This is a genomic window from Sinomonas halotolerans (genome assembly GCF_039615075.1).
Lineage (GTDB): Bacteria > Actinomycetota > Actinomycetes > Actinomycetales > Micrococcaceae > Sinomonas > Sinomonas halotolerans.
Map to the genome: position 1 here is coordinate 537,949 of NZ_JBDFRB010000001.1, position 15,393 is coordinate 553,341.

Here is a 15,393-nt window from a genome sequence, read left to right on the forward strand (position 1 = left end):
CGAGGACGCGCGCCTCTCAATTACCGCCCAGACCGACGGAGTGAATGCTGCTCTGCTCGCAGCCCCGGACTGGGCCCGCTGCTCGACCTCTGCACGCATGCGCATCAAGGTCCTCGTCCGCTGACCTGTTCGCCCCAATCCCGGGGTGGGAGGACGTTGGACGGCCGCACCTTGGACCGGCTCAGCCGACAGTTCCGGATACCCACGAACTCAGCTGTTCGTCACTGGAGAGCTCGACGAGCCGGACTACGCGCCAGTTCTCTCGATGGTGAGAGGTGGTTGGTCCAGTCTTCGGCGTACTCGCGCAAGGCTGCGACGAACTCACTGACTGCCGCGTCGAGGCTGGTCGCCTCCGCAGCGACGGGGATGCCCGGCAGCAAAATCGCCCTCTGTGGGCATCTTGGGGTGAATGATCGCCTCCACCTCTCTCCGCTGGAAAGGGTCCCCTACCCATTGCACCACGGCGGCCCGCGCCATCCTTCGTACACGAGCCTCGGGTGCCTCTCCACTGCGCGGCCCGGCCCACTGCGCGCTCCCATGTTTACTCCCATAGAATCCGGGAATCCGCGGGAACGCACGGGTAGGCTTAGCGGCATCCGCTTCCTGTTTCCGCAGGTCAGAGAGGCGTTGTGGGCCGCCACGGGTCCGGGTGGGAACGGGGCAACGCAAACAGAGGGTCGCCGGTTCGAATCCGGCAGGGGGCTCCACCGAGAAGATGTCTTCCTCGCGAGCGGGTACCCCGTGGAACAAATCGCGACATGAAGACCCCGCCTGAGACCGTCGACTGGCCATCGATCCTGTTCGCGTTGCTCGTCGATTCACTCCTGGTCTGGGTGCCCGGCGTCCTGCTGCTGCTCAGCCCTGCTCGGCTCGGATGGGCTTCTCTGGCCCTGGGGATTGCAGCGCTGGCGTCGAACTGTTTCCTCTATGCTCGCGGGGCCACGCTCGGCTCCCTTCTCGGCGGCTTGGCAGCGCTGCTCGGGCTCGGGCTCAACCGCCCGCCTCCTCCCCATAGCGCAGACCGGCCCGGCCCCCTGAAGGGGACCGGGCCGGCGTCGTGCGTTGGAGCTCTGGAAGCCTAGGCCTTCTTCTTGGCCGCGATCGCCGCGTCGACGAAGGCGTCGAAGCCCTGCTTCGCGGACTCGCCGATGCCCCACTGCTTGCCCTCCACGATGGCCGTGGGCGTGCCGGTCACGCCGGAGGCGGCGGCGAGCTGGGTGTCGTACTTGACCATGGGCCGGTAGGTCTTGTCCTCGACGCACTGGTCGATGTCGGCGCCGAGTCCCTTGGCGATCTCCTTGAGCTTGTCGTCGGAGAGGCCGGCGCCGCCCTCGGCGGGCTGCTGCGCGAAGAGCGCGTCGAAGAATGCCGCGTACTTCTCCGGCGTGGAGTTCACCACGCAGGCCGCGGCGTTGGCGGCCCGCGAGGAGTAGTTGGTGGTGGACTGGCGGTCCAGGAACCCGAGGGGCCGGTACTCGAGGGTGATGGCCCCCGCGTCGCGCAGCTGCGTGAGCTTCCGGCCATACGTGTCCTCGAACTGCTTGCAGGCCGGGCAGATGAAGTCGATGTAGAGGACCACCTTCACCGGCTCGCCCTTCGCGGACGGCTCGACGCCCGGGGCCTCAGCCGCCTGGCCCGGCGTGGGCTGCGCGGTACGCTCCGGGATCTTGGCGATGTCGACGGTGGACGCCGGCACGGCCGCCACCTCTGTCCCCTTGCCCAGCGTCACCCCGCCGAACTCGTTCATGTTCGCCGCGCGGGGACCGGAGTCCGCGATGGGTGCGTTCTGGCGGATGGAGCTCGTCACCACGAGGGCCACGATCGCGACGACGGCGATGAGCGCCGCGACGACGCCCCAGCGCAGGAGCAGCTTGTTGCGCTTCTCCTTCTTGGCCTGCTCCTCGCGGATGATGCGGGCCTTCTCGCGCGCGGCGGCGGTGCGCTCGGCCTTGGTCTGTCGTGGCTGGTTGGAGGGGCTCATCGTTCCTCGTGATCGGTTCGCGGCACGCACGGGGCGCGCACGTGGGCGGGCTGCGGCCCAGTGTATTCCAGCACTGGCGGACGCCTCTCCAGGCTGGAGGACACGGGCCTTCGGCTTGCTGTCCTCTCCCGCGCAACGCTCGGGCCCGGCGCAGGGTTCCGCGGCCCTCTGTGACATGCCGCTCAGGGCGGCCCGGATAGGGTAGGGGAAAGTCATAGGACAAAGTCCAGGGGGCTGATAGTGAGCCAGAAGACCGTCAACAGACCGCTCGAGGACCAGGACCAGGCGTCCGGCAGCGCCGGCACCTACGACTTCCTCGTGGTCTCCAACCGCCTGCCCGTCGACCGGACGGGCGGGGGCGACGCCGGATGGCGGCGCTCGCCCGGCGGGCTCGTCACGGCCCTCGCACCGGTCATGGAGAAGTCGGACGGCGCGTGGGTCGGCTGGCACGGTGCACCGGACGAGGAGCTGGAGCCGTTCGAGCACGGCGGCATGGCCCTGGTCCCGGTCCCGCTGAGCTCGGCAGACCTGGAGCTGTACTACGAGGGCTTCTCCAACGCGACCCTGTGGCCGCTCTACCATGACGTGATCGCCCCGCCGGAGTTCCACCGAGCGTGGTGGGACGCGTACCGGAAGGTGAACCAGCGCTTCGCGGACGCCGTGGCCTCTGCTGCGGCCGAGGGCGCCACGGTCTGGGTGCAGGACTACCAGCTCCAGCTCGTCCCGGCGATGCTCCGCGCGGCCCGGCCTGACCTCGTCATCGGCTTCTTCAACCACATCCCGTTCCCGCCGCAGGAGATCTTCGCCCAGCTCCCCTGGCGCCGCCAGGTCCTCGAGGGCCTCCTCGGCGCGGACCTCCTCGGCTTCCAGCGCCCCAACGACGCGACGAACTTCGCGCGCGCGGCCCGCCGCTTCGCCGGGGCCACCGGCAAGGGCACGCACCTCGTGGTGCGGGATGCGACGGACGACGCCGGGCACTCTCCCCGTGCAGGCACGCGCGGCGGCCGCCGTGCCGGGCACCGCGAGGTGCGCGCCGAGGCGTTCCCCATCTCGATCGACACGCAGCGCATCTCGGAGCTCGCTGCCCGCCCGGACATCGTCGAGCGGGCCCGCCAGATCCGCTCGGACCTCGGCGACCCGCAGACCATCATGCTGGGCGTCGACAGGCTGGACTACACCAAGGGGATCGGCCACCGGCTCAAGGCGTACGAGGAGCTCCTCACGGACGGCCGGGTCAAGGTCGGCGAGGTCACCCTCATCCAGGTCGCGAGCCCGAGCCGCGAGCGGGTGGAGCAGTACCGCCTCCTGCGCGAGGAGGTGGAGGGCACGGTGGGGCGCATCAACGGAACCTTCGACACGATGCAGCACACCGCCGTCCGCTACCTGCACCATTCGTACCCGGTCGAGGAGATGGTGGCCCTCTACCTCGCGGCGGACGTCATGCTCGTCACGGCCCTGAGGGACGGCATGAACCTCGTCGCGAAGGAGTACGTGGCCGCCCGCCGGGACGGCACCGGAGCGCTCATCCTCAGCGAGTTCACGGGCGCGGCGGACCAGCTCAAGCAGGCGCTCCTGGTCAACCCGCATGACATCGCAGGGCTCAAGGACGCGATCACGGCCGCCATCCGGCTCCCAGCCGGTGTGGCCGGCCGGCGGATGAAGGCGATGCGCCGGCAGATCCTGGTCCACAACGTCGAGGAGTGGTCGTCGCTGTTCCTCGCGCGCCTCAAGGAGGTCTCCCAGTGAGCCACTCCGCCTCCCCCGACGCTTCCCTCGAGGCCGCGCTCAGACGCCTCGCCGGCGTCGGGCGCCTCCTCGTCGCCCTGGACTTCGACGGCGTGGTGGCGCCGATCGTCACCCGCGCCGAAGACGCCCGCCCCACCCCGGAGACGGCCGACGCCGTCGCGCGCCTCGCGGGCCTCCCGGACACCCTCACGGCGTTCGTCTCGGGCCGCTCGCTCGCGAGCCTCGTCAAGGTCGCCTCGCCGGATCCGCGCACGCTCCTCGTGGGCAGCCATGGCGCGGAGGTCCGGCTGGGCGGCGAGGAGCATCCAGTGGTCCTGGACCCCGAGCAGGAGGCGGCGCTCGCCACGCTGCACCGCGTGCTCGCGGAGGTCTCGTCGCAGGCAGAGGGGACGTGGGTCGAGGAGAAGCCTGCAGGGCGCGTCCTCCACACCCGCGAGGCCGCGCCCGAGACGGCCGCCGCCGCGGTCGCGGAGGCCCGCCGGCAGCTCGCAGCGCACGCGGGCGTGTTCATCAAGGAGGGCAAGCAGGTCCTCGAGTGCTCGGTGGTCCACGCGACCAAGGGCGAGGGCATCGCCTTCCTGCGGCAGGTCGCCGAGGCGGACGCAGTCTTCTTCGCGGGCGACGACGTCACGGACGAGGACGCGTTCCGCGCCCTTGAGGCGGGCGACGTGGGCGTCAAGGTGGGCGAGGGCGAGACGGCCGCCGAATTCCGCGTCACCGACCCCGCCGCGATGGCCCAGACGGTGGAGCTGCTCGCCCGCCTGCGCGCCGACCTGACGGCCCGGAGGCCGCAGGACCAAGCCTGAGGGCACTCGCGCCTGAATGTTACGCAGGTCACTTTTACCTCCGCATGTGACGTGTGCCATACTCTCGGGTGTGAGCGAGGGCGCTGCCCCCGCCGGAACGTGTGTGCCACAATGGGCGGCGTCAGGATCGACGGCCCGGAGCGGCCGCTGTTCCGCACACAACTGAACAACACGAACCATTCACTACGGATCGTCCGGCACGTACCTGCCGGTGAAGGGAAAACGACTGTGGCTACAGTTACTTTCGACAATGCGACGCGCCTGTACCCGGGAACGGACAAGCCCGCCGTCGACAAGCTCAACATCGAGATCGCAGACGGCGAGTTCCTCGTCCTGGTCGGCCCGTCCGGCTGTGGCAAGTCGACCTCCCTGCGCATGCTCGCTGGCCTCGAGGACGTCAACTCGGGCCGCATCCTTATCGGCGACCGCGACGTCACGGACGTCCCGCCGAAGGACCGCGACATCGCGATGGTCTTCCAGAACTACGCGCTGTACCCGCACATGACGGTCGCGGACAACATGGGCTTCGCCCTCAAGATCGCCGGCGTCTCGAAGGAGGAGCGCGCCGAGCGCGTCCGCGAGGCGGCCAAGCTCCTCGACCTCGAGCAGTACCTGGACCGCAAGCCGAAGGCGCTCTCCGGCGGCCAGCGCCAGCGCGTCGCCATGGGCCGCGCCATCGTGCGCAACCCGCAGGTGTTCCTCATGGACGAGCCGCTCTCGAACCTGGACGCCAAGCTCCGCGTCCAGACCCGCACGCAGATCGCGTCCCTGACCCGCCGCCTCGGCGTCACGACCGTGTACGTCACGCACGACCAGGTCGAGGCCATGACGATGGGCGACCGCGTCGCGGTCCTCAAGGACGGCCTCCTCCAGCAGGTCGACACCCCGCGCAACCTCTACGACCGCCCGCAGAACGTCTTCGTGGCCGGCTTCATCGGCTCCCCGGCGATGAACCTGCTCGAGCTCCCGGAGGCGGACGGCGGCGTGAAGTTCGGCGACGCCGTGTACCCGGTCTCCCGCGAGGTCCTCTCCGAGGCCCACGGAAGCACGGTCACGGTCGGCGTCCGCCCCGAGGACCTTGAGACCGCGCCCCAGGGCGAGGGCCTCGAGGTGGAGGTGGACGTGATCGAGGAGCTCGGCGCCGACGCCTACGTCTACGGCCACACCACGCTCAACGGCGAGGACCACGACATCGTGGCACGCGTCGATGGCCGCCGCCCCCCAATGAAGGGCGAGAAGATCTGGGTCCGCCCCCAGCAGGGCCACGTGCACCTGTTCGACACGAAGACCGGCCTGCGCCTCGGCGACTGAGACCGCTCTCCCCACGCCTGTGCCCGTCGGGTCCGCCCCGGCGGGCACAGGCGTGTAAGCCGTCAGAGGCCATCCGGCGGAGAACGGGAAGAAGAGGGGAAGAATGGGACCTATGAGCGAGCCGAGCAACGCCACCTGGCAGGACGAGCCCACTGACTACAGCCAGCTGGGCAAGCTCCCGCGGCGCGATCCCCTGCCCGAACCGGCGGCCGCCCCCGTGATGGGCTCGCTGAGCATCACGGCCGCGGCGGCGGACCCCGAGCTGCTCGACCTCCCGTGGCACATCCGCCTCGAGGACTGGCCCGAGGAGTACCTCGCCACCCTCCCCCGCGGCATCTCGCGGCACATCGTGCGGTTCGCGAAGCTCGGCGGCTCGGTCATCGCCGTCAAGGAGACGGGCGAGCACGTGGCCCGGCACGAGTACCACATGCTCCGCAAGCTCCAGCGGCTCGATGTCCCGTGCGTGGAGCCCGTGGCCGTGATCCGCGACCGGCAGGCCCCGGACGGCACCCCTCTCGACCCGGTCCTTGTGACCCGGCACCTGAAGTTCTCCCTCCCCTACCGCGCGCTGTTCTCGCAGATGCTGCGCAAGGACACGCTCACGCGGCTCATCGACGCCCAGGCCCTGCTGCTCGTCCGGCTGCACCTCGTGGGCTTCTACTGGGGAGACGTCTCGCTCTCGAACACCCTCTTCCGCCGCGACGCCGGCGCGTTCGCCGCCTACCTGGTCGACGCCGAGACGGGCGAGCTCTACCCCGACCTCTCGACCGGCCAGCGCGAGTACGACCTCGAGATCGCACGCGTCAACATCGCCGGAGAGCTCATGGACCTGCTCGAGGGCGGGCTGATCGACGAGGAAGTGGACCCGGTCGCGACGAGCGAGCGGATCATGGACTCGTACCGCAACCTGTGGGCGGAGCTCATGGCGCAGGAGTCGTTCGAGCTCGGCGAGCGGTGGCGAGTCGGTGCCCGCATCCGCCGCCTCAACGAGCTCGGCTTCGATGTGGAGGAGTACGCGATCAAGACGACGCCGGACGGCTCCACGATCGAGCTCCAGCCCAAGGTGGTCGACGCCGGCCACCACCAGCGCCGCCTCCTGCGCCTCACCGGGCTGGACGCCCAGGAGAACCAGGCCCGCCGCCTCCTGAACGACATGGACACGTTCCGCGCGGACAACTATCCCGGCCAGGACGAGGAGATCAGTGCGCACGCGTGGGTGAGCCAGGTGTTCGAGCCGATCGTGAAGTCGATCCCGCGGGAGCTCTCGGGCAAGCTGGAGCCCGCCGAGGTGGTGCACCAGGTCCTCGAGCACCGCTGGTACATGTCCGAGCAGCTCGAACGCCACGTGCCGCTGGCCGAGACAGTCCAGTCGTACATCGACGACGTGCTCCGCCACCGCCGCGACGAGGCCGCGATCATGCTCAACCCGGACACGCAGCTGCTCAAGGTCATCGAGGCGGACGAGGCCCGCGCGGCCGAGGAAGCGGCAGAGGAAGCAGCGGCAGACGAAATGGCGGAGGACGACGAGGCCGGCTGACGGCGCCGGGGCGCCGCTTCCCAGGAGTGCGGCTCCAGAAGGGCCAGCTTCCAGAAGGGCAGCTTCCAGAAGGGCAGCTTCTAGAAGGGCAGCGCGGGACCGGGCAGGAGCCACACCGCGGCGGCCGGGCCCTCGGCGCCCAGGTGGGTGCCGCCGTCGTGCGCCCTGCGGAGCGTGAGCGGTCCGACGGCGAGCGCCGGCGCAGCGCCCTCCCATCCCTCCGGCACGAGGCCCGCCGGGAGCGACGCCGCGCAGGCACCGCGGGCGGCGACCACGAGCACGGTCCGGTCGGGCAGCTCGCGCACGTAGGCGAGGGAGTCCCCCTCGGCCCAGAGCCAGCGCAGCGAGCCCGTCCGCAGCGCCTCCTCCGCGTTCCGCTGTGCCCCGAGGCCGCGGTAGAGGGGCCGCAGGTCCCGTGGCACGGCGCGGTCCCACGGCAGCGGCGTGCGCGCGTCCTCGCCGTTGACGCCCTCGAGGCCGAACTCGTCGCCGGCGAACACGAGGGGCATGCCCGTGAACGTGAAGGCGAGGACGGCGGCCACCTCCTGCCCGCCGGGGACCATGGCGGTCGCGGCGCGGGCGGTGTCGTGGGTGTCGATCGCGGTGAGGCTGTGGAGCCGCACGTCCCAGGGGTAGGCGGCGGAGAACGCGCGGTGCTCGGCGAGCAGGTCCTCAGCCGGCACGCGCGGCGGCCCGTCGAGGGGCGTGCCGAAGAAGTTCACGCGCCTGCCGCCGGCCAGACCAGATCCGCTGGCCAGCCACGCCCAGAGCGGCCGGGTGAATCCGGGGTAGCTCATGGCGCCGTGGTAGGTGTCGCCCTGGAAGTCGCGGGCGCCGTCCGCCGTGGACTCGGCGACGAGGAGCGCGTCCGGACGGGCTTCGAGGGCGGTGCGGCGCACGAGCGAGGCGACCTCGTGGTTCCAGTCCGTCCCGCCGAGCCGGCCGGTCATGTTGCCCACGTCGATCCGCCACCCGTCCAGGTTGAAGGGGGGCCGCAGCCAGTGCGCCACCACGGAGTGCGGGCCCTCGACGAACTCGCGGCGCAGCTCGGCGGAGGCCCAGTCGAGCTTGGGCAGGCTCGGCACGCCCCACCAGCTCTCGTAGCTCCCGTCCGCGCGCAGGTAGTAGTAGCCGCGCTCGTCCGCGTGCGGGTCCGCGAGCGCGGCGCGGAACCACTCGTGCGTGTCGCCGGAGTGGTTCGTGGTGAGGTCCCCGATCACCCGGATGCCGTGGGCGTGGCACGCCTCGGTCAGGCGGATGAGCGCCGCGTCGCCGCCCAGGAGCGGGTCCACGCGGCGGAAGCTCTGCGCGTCGTAGCGGTGGTTGGAACCGGCCGGGAAGAACGGGGTGAGGTAGAGGACCTTGACGCCGAGGTCCACGAGGTGGCCGATCCGCTCCCGGATCCCGTCCAGGTCTCCCCCGTAGAACTGGCGTGCTGCCTCCGGCCCGTGCGGGACCACCGGTTCGTCCCACGCTGCGGGGAGCGCCCACTCGGGCACAGGGCGCGCCTCCGCGGCGGCCGACCGGGCGAACCGGTCGGGGAACACCTGGTACATGGTCGCCCCGGTCGCCCACGCCGGACCGCCGGCCGTGGTGAGGCGGAAGTCCGAGGCGTCCGGGACGTCGGTGCGCGACGCCCCGGCCGCGCTGACCCACGTGTGGCGGGGGCCGGCGTCGTGCGCGGACTCGAGGAGGAAGCGGTACAGGGTGAGCGGCGAGCGCACCGGGATGCGCGCCTCCCACCACGCCGCGCCGCCCGCCTCACCGAGCAGGCGCGCGGGGGCGTACCGGGGCTCGGCGTCCTCGAGGTGCCGGGCCCACACGCGCACGACGCCGTCGCGCACCGGCACGCGCAGCCTCACCCGGGCCTCGTCCCCGAGGCGGGGCCGGCCGCCCGGCACGCACAGGGGCGAGCCGTCGTGGTGGGGCTCGATCACCCCTTCACCGAGCCCGCGGCGAGGCCTGAGACGATGTAGCGCTGGAGGAACAGGAACAGTGCCATGACCGGGAGCGCGGCGAGCACCGAGCCGGCGGCGAAGACGCCCCAGTTCTCCGAGCGCTGCGTGGCCACGAAGGAGTACAGGCCCACGGCGAGGGTCTGCGAGTCCGGGTCGTTGAGCACCACGGAGGCGATGATGAAGTCGCTGCTGATGCCGATGAAGGACAGGAGGCCCACCACGGCCAGGATCGGCGTGACGAGCCGCAGGATGATCCCGAAGAAGATCTGCACGTGGCTAGCGCCGTCGAGCCGGGCCGCCTCGTCGAGGGACTTCGGCACGGTGTTGAAGAAGCCGTACATGAGGTACGTGTTCACCCCGAGCGCGCCGCCGAGGTAGACCATGATGAGGCCGAGCTGGCTGCCCAGCCCGAGCCACGGGACCACGTCGGAGATCCCGCTCAGGAGCAGGAAGATCGCCACGATGGCGAGAAGCTGCGGGAAGAGCTGGACGAGCATGAGGCTCAGGAGCCCCAGCCGGCGGCCGGCGAACCGCATACGGGAGAACGCATAGGCGGCGAGGGCGCCGAGGAACACGCTCGCCACGGAGGTCAGCACGCCGATGAAGAGCGTGTTGACGAACCAGCGGCCGAACGGCCTCGTCGGGTCGGCGAAGAGCTCGGCGAAGTTGCCGGCGTCGAGCCTGCCGAACAGCTGGTTGCTCCCGGCCAGGGTTCCGGTGGAGTTCAGAGCGGCGGAGAGGACATAGAGGAGAGGGAACAGGGCGAAGACGGCCATGGCGATTCCCACAAGATGGCGCCAGCCCTTGTCCTGGGCCCAGGCGGAGAAGCGGGTTCCTGCGGTGCGGGTGCTCATGAGTTCACTTCTTCCAGGGACTTGGTCTGCTTGAAGCTGACGGCCGAGATGACCGCGACGATGATGAAGATCAGGATCGCGAGGGCGCTCGCGAGGCCGTAGTCCCGGCCGGCTCCGCCGCCGAAGGCCACCTTGTAGACCATGGTGATCAGCAGGTCGGTCGCGCCGAGGTTCATGGTCGTGTCCGGGAAGCGGGGACCGCCCCCGGTGAGCATGTAGATCACGTTGAAGTTGTTGAAGTTGAACGCGAACGTGGAGATCAGCAGCGGGGCCACCGAGACGAGCAGCAGGGGCAGCTTGATCGAGCGGAAGGTCCGCCACGCGCTCGCGCCGTCCATGCGCGCGGCCTCGTCGAGCTCCTCCGGGAGCGACTGGAGGGCGCCGGTGCAGACCAGGAACATGTAGGGGAAGCCCAGCCAGAGGTTGACCAGGAGCACGCTGAACTTGGCCACCCACGGGTCGGTGAGCCACGGGATCTGCGTGCCGCCGAGGAGGACCTGGTTGATGAAGCCGAACTCGGGATTCATCAGGCCGGACCACACGAGCCCGGAGAGGAAGACGGGGAACGCGTACGGCAGGATCATGAGGATCCGGTACACGCGCCTGCCGCGGAGGTCCTGCCGGTTGAAGGTGATGGCCAGGAACAGGCCGAGCGCGAACGTGGTCACGACCGAGGCGAGGGCGAACGCGATGGTCCAGAGCGCCACCTGCAGGAGGGGGCCGCGCAGCTGCTCGTCCGTGAAGGCCTTGGCGAAGTTGGCCAGCCCCACGTCGATTTTCCAGCCCGGGTCGATCGGCTTGCCCTGGGTGTCCACGAAGTTGCCCTGGCCGCCGTCGCGGTAGGCCTGTCCCGTCTCGCGGTCGGTGAAGGTGTCCGTTGCCGGGTCGTAGTCCATGGTGGGCTGGAAGATGTACGCGCTGCTGCCGTCGGCGGTGCGCAGCGTGCCGTCGCCCGGGTCCTCGGAGACGGGGACGGCCATGCCGAGGACGGCGTCCTGCTGGGCGAGGATCTGGGGGAGCTTGAGGGTCGTGTAGCCGTCGAGGCCCACGGCCTTGCCGGTCGCGTCGCGGGCGGGCTCGGGGACCTCGGTGAGGGGCTGCTCGCCGTCGCCCCGGTAGGCCTTGCCCTCGGGGTCGGTGAGCAGGAGCGAGAGCTCGCCGCCCCGCTCGAGGACCGCCACGCGGTACGAGGGCGAGTCGGGCACGCGCTCCTGGGCCTTGAGCTGGATCGCGGCGATCGCGTCCTCTTTGGTGCTGTTGTGGCCGTCGCCGTAGTTGGTGAACGCGATGTACCCCGTGAAGGCGACCACGAACACCTGGAACACGGCGAGGAAGAACACGCCGGGCGCCAGGTACTTGGCAGGGAGCCCGCCCCGGCGCAGGTAGATCCAGTTGATGAGCACGGTCACCGCTGCCGTGACCGCGAGGACGGTCCACGACTCGTCCAGGAACAGGACGATCATCACGGACACGGCGAACGCGTCCACGAGGCCGAGGAGCAGGATCTTGGCGAGGATGCCGCCGAGCCCCTCCGGGCCCCGCTTCGCGGGACGCCGCGGGGCCTTGGGGCCGTCGGCGCTGTGTGTGGGCGGTGCTGGAACCGTTCTGGCGTCGAGTGCATTCATGGGGCTCTGGTTGCTTTCGGTCGGTCCGTGGGGGGGGGGGGGGGGGGGGGGGGGCGGCGGCCCCCCCCCCCCCGCGGGGGGGGGGGGGGGGGGGGTGGGGGGGGGGGGGGGGGGGGGGCGCCCCCCCCCCCCCCCCCACGGGGCTCTTGCCGGGTCTGGTCGGAAGGCGGATTCCTGCTGGGCGGCCTGCCCTACTGGGCGATCTTCTTCTCGACGTTGGCGACCATGGCCTTCCACGCAGCCTCAGGGTCTCCCTGGCCCTTGATGAGGGCCAGCTCGGTCCCGCCCCAGTCGGCCCAGACGGCGTCCATCTCGGGCAGGGCAGGCATCGGAACGCCGTTCGCACCGATCTCGCCGAAGGCCTTCACCACAGGATCCGAGGAGGCCTTCTCGAACGAGGCCTTGAGCGCCGGCGGGCGGCCGCCTGCCTTGAAGAGTGCGTCCTGGACCTCTTCGGTGCTCAGGTAGTTGACCGCGAACTCCGTGGCCGCGAGAGCGTTCGCGCTCTTCGAGCTGATGAAGAACCCGTTGACGCCGATGAACGGCTGGGCCGGCTTGTCTCCGACGGTCGGGAGCGGGTCCACTGCGAGCTTGATCCCGGCCTTCTGGATGTCCGGGATGTTCCACGGACCGGTGAGGAAGTAGGGCGACTCGCCCTTGATGAACTTCTCCTTGGCGATGTCCCCGGTGATGTTGGAGTTGAAGACCTTCTCCCCCTTGTCACCCCACTGCTTGAGCTTCTTGGCGAACTCGATTCCGCCGGGCGTCCCGAGCTCGAGCTTGCCAGCGTCGTAGCCGCCGTCAGCGCCCGTGCCGAAGACGGGGGCACCGAGCGAGGTCTGGAGCGGGTAGAGGTGGTACGGGTCGCCCTGCTTCGGGTCGAGCCCGACCAGGAACGGGTAGGAGGCCTTGCCGTCGGCGACAGCCTTCTTGCCGGTGGCGATGACGTCGTCGAACGTCGTCGCGGCCTCGGGCGCGAGGGCGGTGTTGCGCACGAGCCCGATGTTCTCGATCGCGAACGGGACGCCGTAGACCGCGCCCTCGTACGTCATCGCGGTGACGGCCGAGTCCTCGAAGAGCGCCGCCTTGTCGCCGAGCTCGAGGGGTGCCACGACGCCGTTCTGGACGAGCTGGCCGAGCCAGTCGTGCGCACCGACGATCAGGTCCGGGCCCTTGCCCGTGGGGACCGCGGTGATGAAGTCCTCGCGAACGGTGTCCTTGCCCACGAGCTTGACCGTGATGCCGGTGTCCGCCTGGAACTTGGCGGCCACGTCCTTGAGCACCGCCACGCGGGGCGTGTCCACCCAGAGGGTGATCGTGGACGCGCCGGCCTCTGCCAGGTTCGCGGGCGCCGAGGACGAGGGGGCGCTGCTGGCCGCTCCCGAGCAGGCGCTCAGCAGGAGGGCGGCTGCCGTGGACAGGGCGCCGACGGCGAACGCCCGGCGGCTGGGCACGGCGGCACTGAGGGAAGTCACCTTCATGGGTGTACCTTTCTGGACACTTCGGGGGATCCGGCGGGGCGCTTGGGCGCCCTGCCGTGCACTCACTCGGCGGAGCGAGACCGCCCCGCAGGCACCATGGAACGAGAGCCTGAGTGATGTAGGCCACAACTGTAAGCGGTTCCAGATTGGATTGTCCAGCACTGACTTCCCGGAGACCGATCCCCGTTAATTTGCTTGGAAGCGCTTCCATAATCCGGGCCAGCCTGCCTACGATGTGGCGCATGCCCTCAGCACCTGACGCGCCCTCCCTGTCCGCCGCCATCGACTCGGCCCCTTCAGCGAGCCTCGACCGCGCAGAGCCCGGCCACACGGACCTCGACCGGACGGACCCCAACAGCACGGAGTTCGCCTCCCTGCCCGGCCGCCGCGACGGGCTCGCGCGCACCGCCGACCTCGTGCACCCCGCTGACCCCGATGGCCGCTGGTGGCGCTCCTCGGTGATCTACCAGATCTACCCGCGCTCCTTCCGGGACCTGAACGGGGACGGGATCGGGGACCTGGCGGGCATCACGGCTGAGCTCCACCACCTCGGCTCTCTTGGCGTGGACGCAGTCTGGCTCTCCCCGTTCTTCCGCTCCCCGCAGCGGGACGGCGGCTATGACGTGAGCGACTACTGCGACGTGGATCCGATCTTCGGATCCCTCGCGGACTTCGACGCGCTCGTCACCCGTGCCGACGAGCTGGGCATCAGGGTCATCGTGGACCTGGTGCCGAACCACTGCTCCAACGAGCACGCGCTCTTCAAGGCGGCCCTGGAAGCGCCGGCCGGCAGCCCCGAGCGGGACCTGTTCTTCTTCCGCGACGGCGGGGGCCCTGACGGCGGGCTGCCGCCGAACAACTGGCAGTCCCATTTCGGCGGCCCCGCGTGGACCAGGACCACGGACGCACAGGGCCGCCCCGGCCAGTGGTACCTGCACCTGTTCGATGCCTCGCAGCCGGACTTCAACTGGGACAGCCCGGCCGTGGTGGCCGAGTTCGAGCGGATCCTGCGGTTCTGGCTGGACCGCGGAGTGGGCGGCTTCAGGGTGGATGTGGCCCACGCGCTCGTCAAGGCGCCCGGCCTGCCGGACTGGGGCGGTCGGGCCGACGGCGGGAGCACCCCCGGCTTCCCCAACACGGACGCCCCGATGTTCGGGCAGGATGCCGTCCACGACATCTACCGGTCCTGGCGCCGCATCCTCGACGAGTACGACGGCGACCGCATCCTGTGTGCCGAGGCGTGCGTCGATCCTGTGGCCCGGGTCGCCCAGTGGGTGCGCCCCGATGAGATGCACCAGGCCTTCAACTTCGCCTACCTCGGAACCCCGTGGGATGCCGAACGGCTCCGCTCCGTCATCACCCTCTCCCTCGAGTCGTTCGACGCGGTCGGCGCCCCCACGACGTGGGTCCTGTCCAACCATGACGTCGTCCGCCATGCCACCCGCTTCGGCGCCGCGGAGGGCGACCGCCCGGGAGACGGCATCGGCCCCGGCGACGCCCAGCCAGACGAGGCCCTCGGCCTCGCGCGCGCCCGTGCCGCCTCGCTCGCGATGCTCGCCCTCCCCGGCGGCGTCTACCTGTACCAGGGCGAGGAACTCGGCCTGCCCGACCACACCCTCATGGACCACGGCTTCCGTCAGGATCCGAGCTTCTTCCGCACCGGCGGCGATGAGCCGCTTCCCCACCCCCGACCATCTCGCCTCCTGGGCCGGGACCGCGCCCGGCCAGAACGAGTCCGCCGGAAGGGTCAAGTCCAGCCGCACCCGCCCCGGAAACCCCCACCTCCAAGGTGCCCTGGGCTCAGCCGCCATGGTCTGCGGCAGGAACCCGGACACCTTCCTCGGAGCCCGCTACCGGCGAATAGCCTCCCGACGTGGCCCCCAACGCGCCAACGTCGCCACCCAGCGCTCGATCCTCACCGCGATCTGGCATATGGGCAACACCGGTACCCTCTACCAAGAGCTCGGAGCCGAACACTTCATCCGGCTCAATCCGAACCGCGCCAAGAACCGCGCCATCCACCAACTCGAAGCAATGGGGTACACCGTCACTCTCGCCGCAGCGTCCTAACCCACCACTATCTACGTGTCAGAT

General features: G+C 70.4%; 11 protein-coding genes and 1 pseudogene. 7 read left to right on the plus strand and 5 right to left on the minus strand.

The window, feature by feature from the left end; all coding sequences use genetic code 11:
* Positions 1-758 precede the first annotated feature (758 nt).
* Positions 759-1,082 carry a hypothetical protein gene (locus ABCQ75_RS02440; RefSeq protein ID WP_345882891.1) on the plus strand — a complete coding sequence of 108 codons (324 nt, stop codon included), beginning with the start codon at positions 759-761 and terminating at the stop codon, positions 1,080-1,082.
* On the opposite strand, the gene ABCQ75_RS02445 is transcribed toward ABCQ75_RS02440, so the two are convergent.
* On the minus strand, positions 1,079-1,981 hold the full coding sequence (locus ABCQ75_RS02445) for a DsbA family protein (RefSeq protein ID WP_345882892.1): 903 nt from the start codon (positions 1,979-1,981) through the stop codon (positions 1,079-1,081). The genes ABCQ75_RS02440 and ABCQ75_RS02445 overlap by 4 nt on opposite strands.
* Positions 1,982-2,221: 240 nt before the next feature.
* On the opposite strand from ABCQ75_RS02445, the gene ABCQ75_RS02450 reads away from it, so the two are divergent.
* The 4 genes from ABCQ75_RS02450 to ABCQ75_RS02465 all read left to right on the plus strand — a co-directional run bounded on the left by ABCQ75_RS02450 (position 2,222) and on the right by ABCQ75_RS02465 (position 7,381).
* A complete protein-coding gene (locus tag ABCQ75_RS02450; RefSeq protein ID WP_345882893.1) occupies positions 2,222-3,727 on the plus strand; it encodes an alpha,alpha-trehalose-phosphate synthase (UDP-forming) in 1,506 nt (501 codons plus the stop codon).
* Entirely contained in the window at positions 3,724-4,533 is an 810-nt protein-coding gene (gene otsB / locus ABCQ75_RS02455) for a trehalose-phosphatase (protein WP_345882894.1), read from the plus strand. Before ABCQ75_RS02450 ends, otsB begins: the two co-directional genes overlap by 4 nt.
* Positions 4,534-4,761: 228 nt before the next feature.
* A complete protein-coding gene (locus tag ABCQ75_RS02460) occupies positions 4,762-5,844 on the plus strand; it encodes an ABC transporter ATP-binding protein (protein ID WP_345882895.1) in 1,083 nt (360 codons plus the stop codon).
* A 112-nt stretch (positions 5,845-5,956) separates the two neighbouring features.
* Positions 5,957-7,381 (plus strand): DUF4032 domain-containing protein, encoded by a 1,425-nt coding sequence (locus tag ABCQ75_RS02465; protein ID WP_345882896.1) that lies wholly within the window; start codon positions 5,957-5,959, stop codon positions 7,379-7,381.
* A gap of 80 nt (positions 7,382-7,461) precedes the next feature.
* Here the strand turns inward: ABCQ75_RS02465 and ABCQ75_RS02470 are convergent, their stop codons facing one another.
* The 4 genes from ABCQ75_RS02470 to ABCQ75_RS02485 form a co-directional block, all read right to left on the minus strand.
* Positions 7,462-9,318, minus strand: coding sequence for an alpha-amylase family glycosyl hydrolase (locus ABCQ75_RS02470; protein WP_345882897.1), 1,857 nt, complete (start codon positions 9,316-9,318; stop codon positions 7,462-7,464).
* The gene (locus ABCQ75_RS02475) at positions 9,315-10,193 is read right to left on the minus strand and encodes a sugar ABC transporter permease (RefSeq protein WP_345882898.1); all 879 of its coding nucleotides are present in this window, start codon (positions 10,191-10,193) and stop codon (positions 9,315-9,317) included. The genes ABCQ75_RS02470 and ABCQ75_RS02475 overlap by 4 nt, the downstream gene beginning before the upstream one ends.
* Positions 10,190-11,818: an ABC transporter permease subunit gene (locus tag ABCQ75_RS02480; protein WP_345882899.1), complete on the minus strand. Its 1,629-nt coding sequence runs from the start codon at positions 11,816-11,818 to the stop codon at positions 10,190-10,192. The genes ABCQ75_RS02475 and ABCQ75_RS02480 overlap by 4 nt, the downstream gene beginning before the upstream one ends.
* 191 nt (positions 11,819-12,009) lie before the next feature.
* Positions 12,010-13,299: a sugar ABC transporter substrate-binding protein gene (locus tag ABCQ75_RS02485; RefSeq protein ID WP_345882900.1), complete on the minus strand. Its 1,290-nt coding sequence runs from the start codon at positions 13,297-13,299 to the stop codon at positions 12,010-12,012.
* A 242-nt stretch (positions 13,300-13,541) separates the two neighbouring features.
* Between ABCQ75_RS02485 and ABCQ75_RS02490 the strand changes: the two are divergent.
* Positions 13,542-15,023 (plus strand): annotated as a pseudogene (locus ABCQ75_RS02490) (alpha-amylase family glycosyl hydrolase); the annotation flags it as partial.
* The gene (locus ABCQ75_RS02495; protein ID WP_345885401.1) at positions 14,968-15,369 is read left to right on the plus strand and encodes a transposase; all 402 of its coding nucleotides are present in this window, start codon (positions 14,968-14,970) and stop codon (positions 15,367-15,369) included. The pseudogene ABCQ75_RS02490 and the gene ABCQ75_RS02495, both read left to right, overlap by 56 nt.
* The last annotated feature ends 24 nt before the right edge of the window (positions 15,370-15,393 follow it).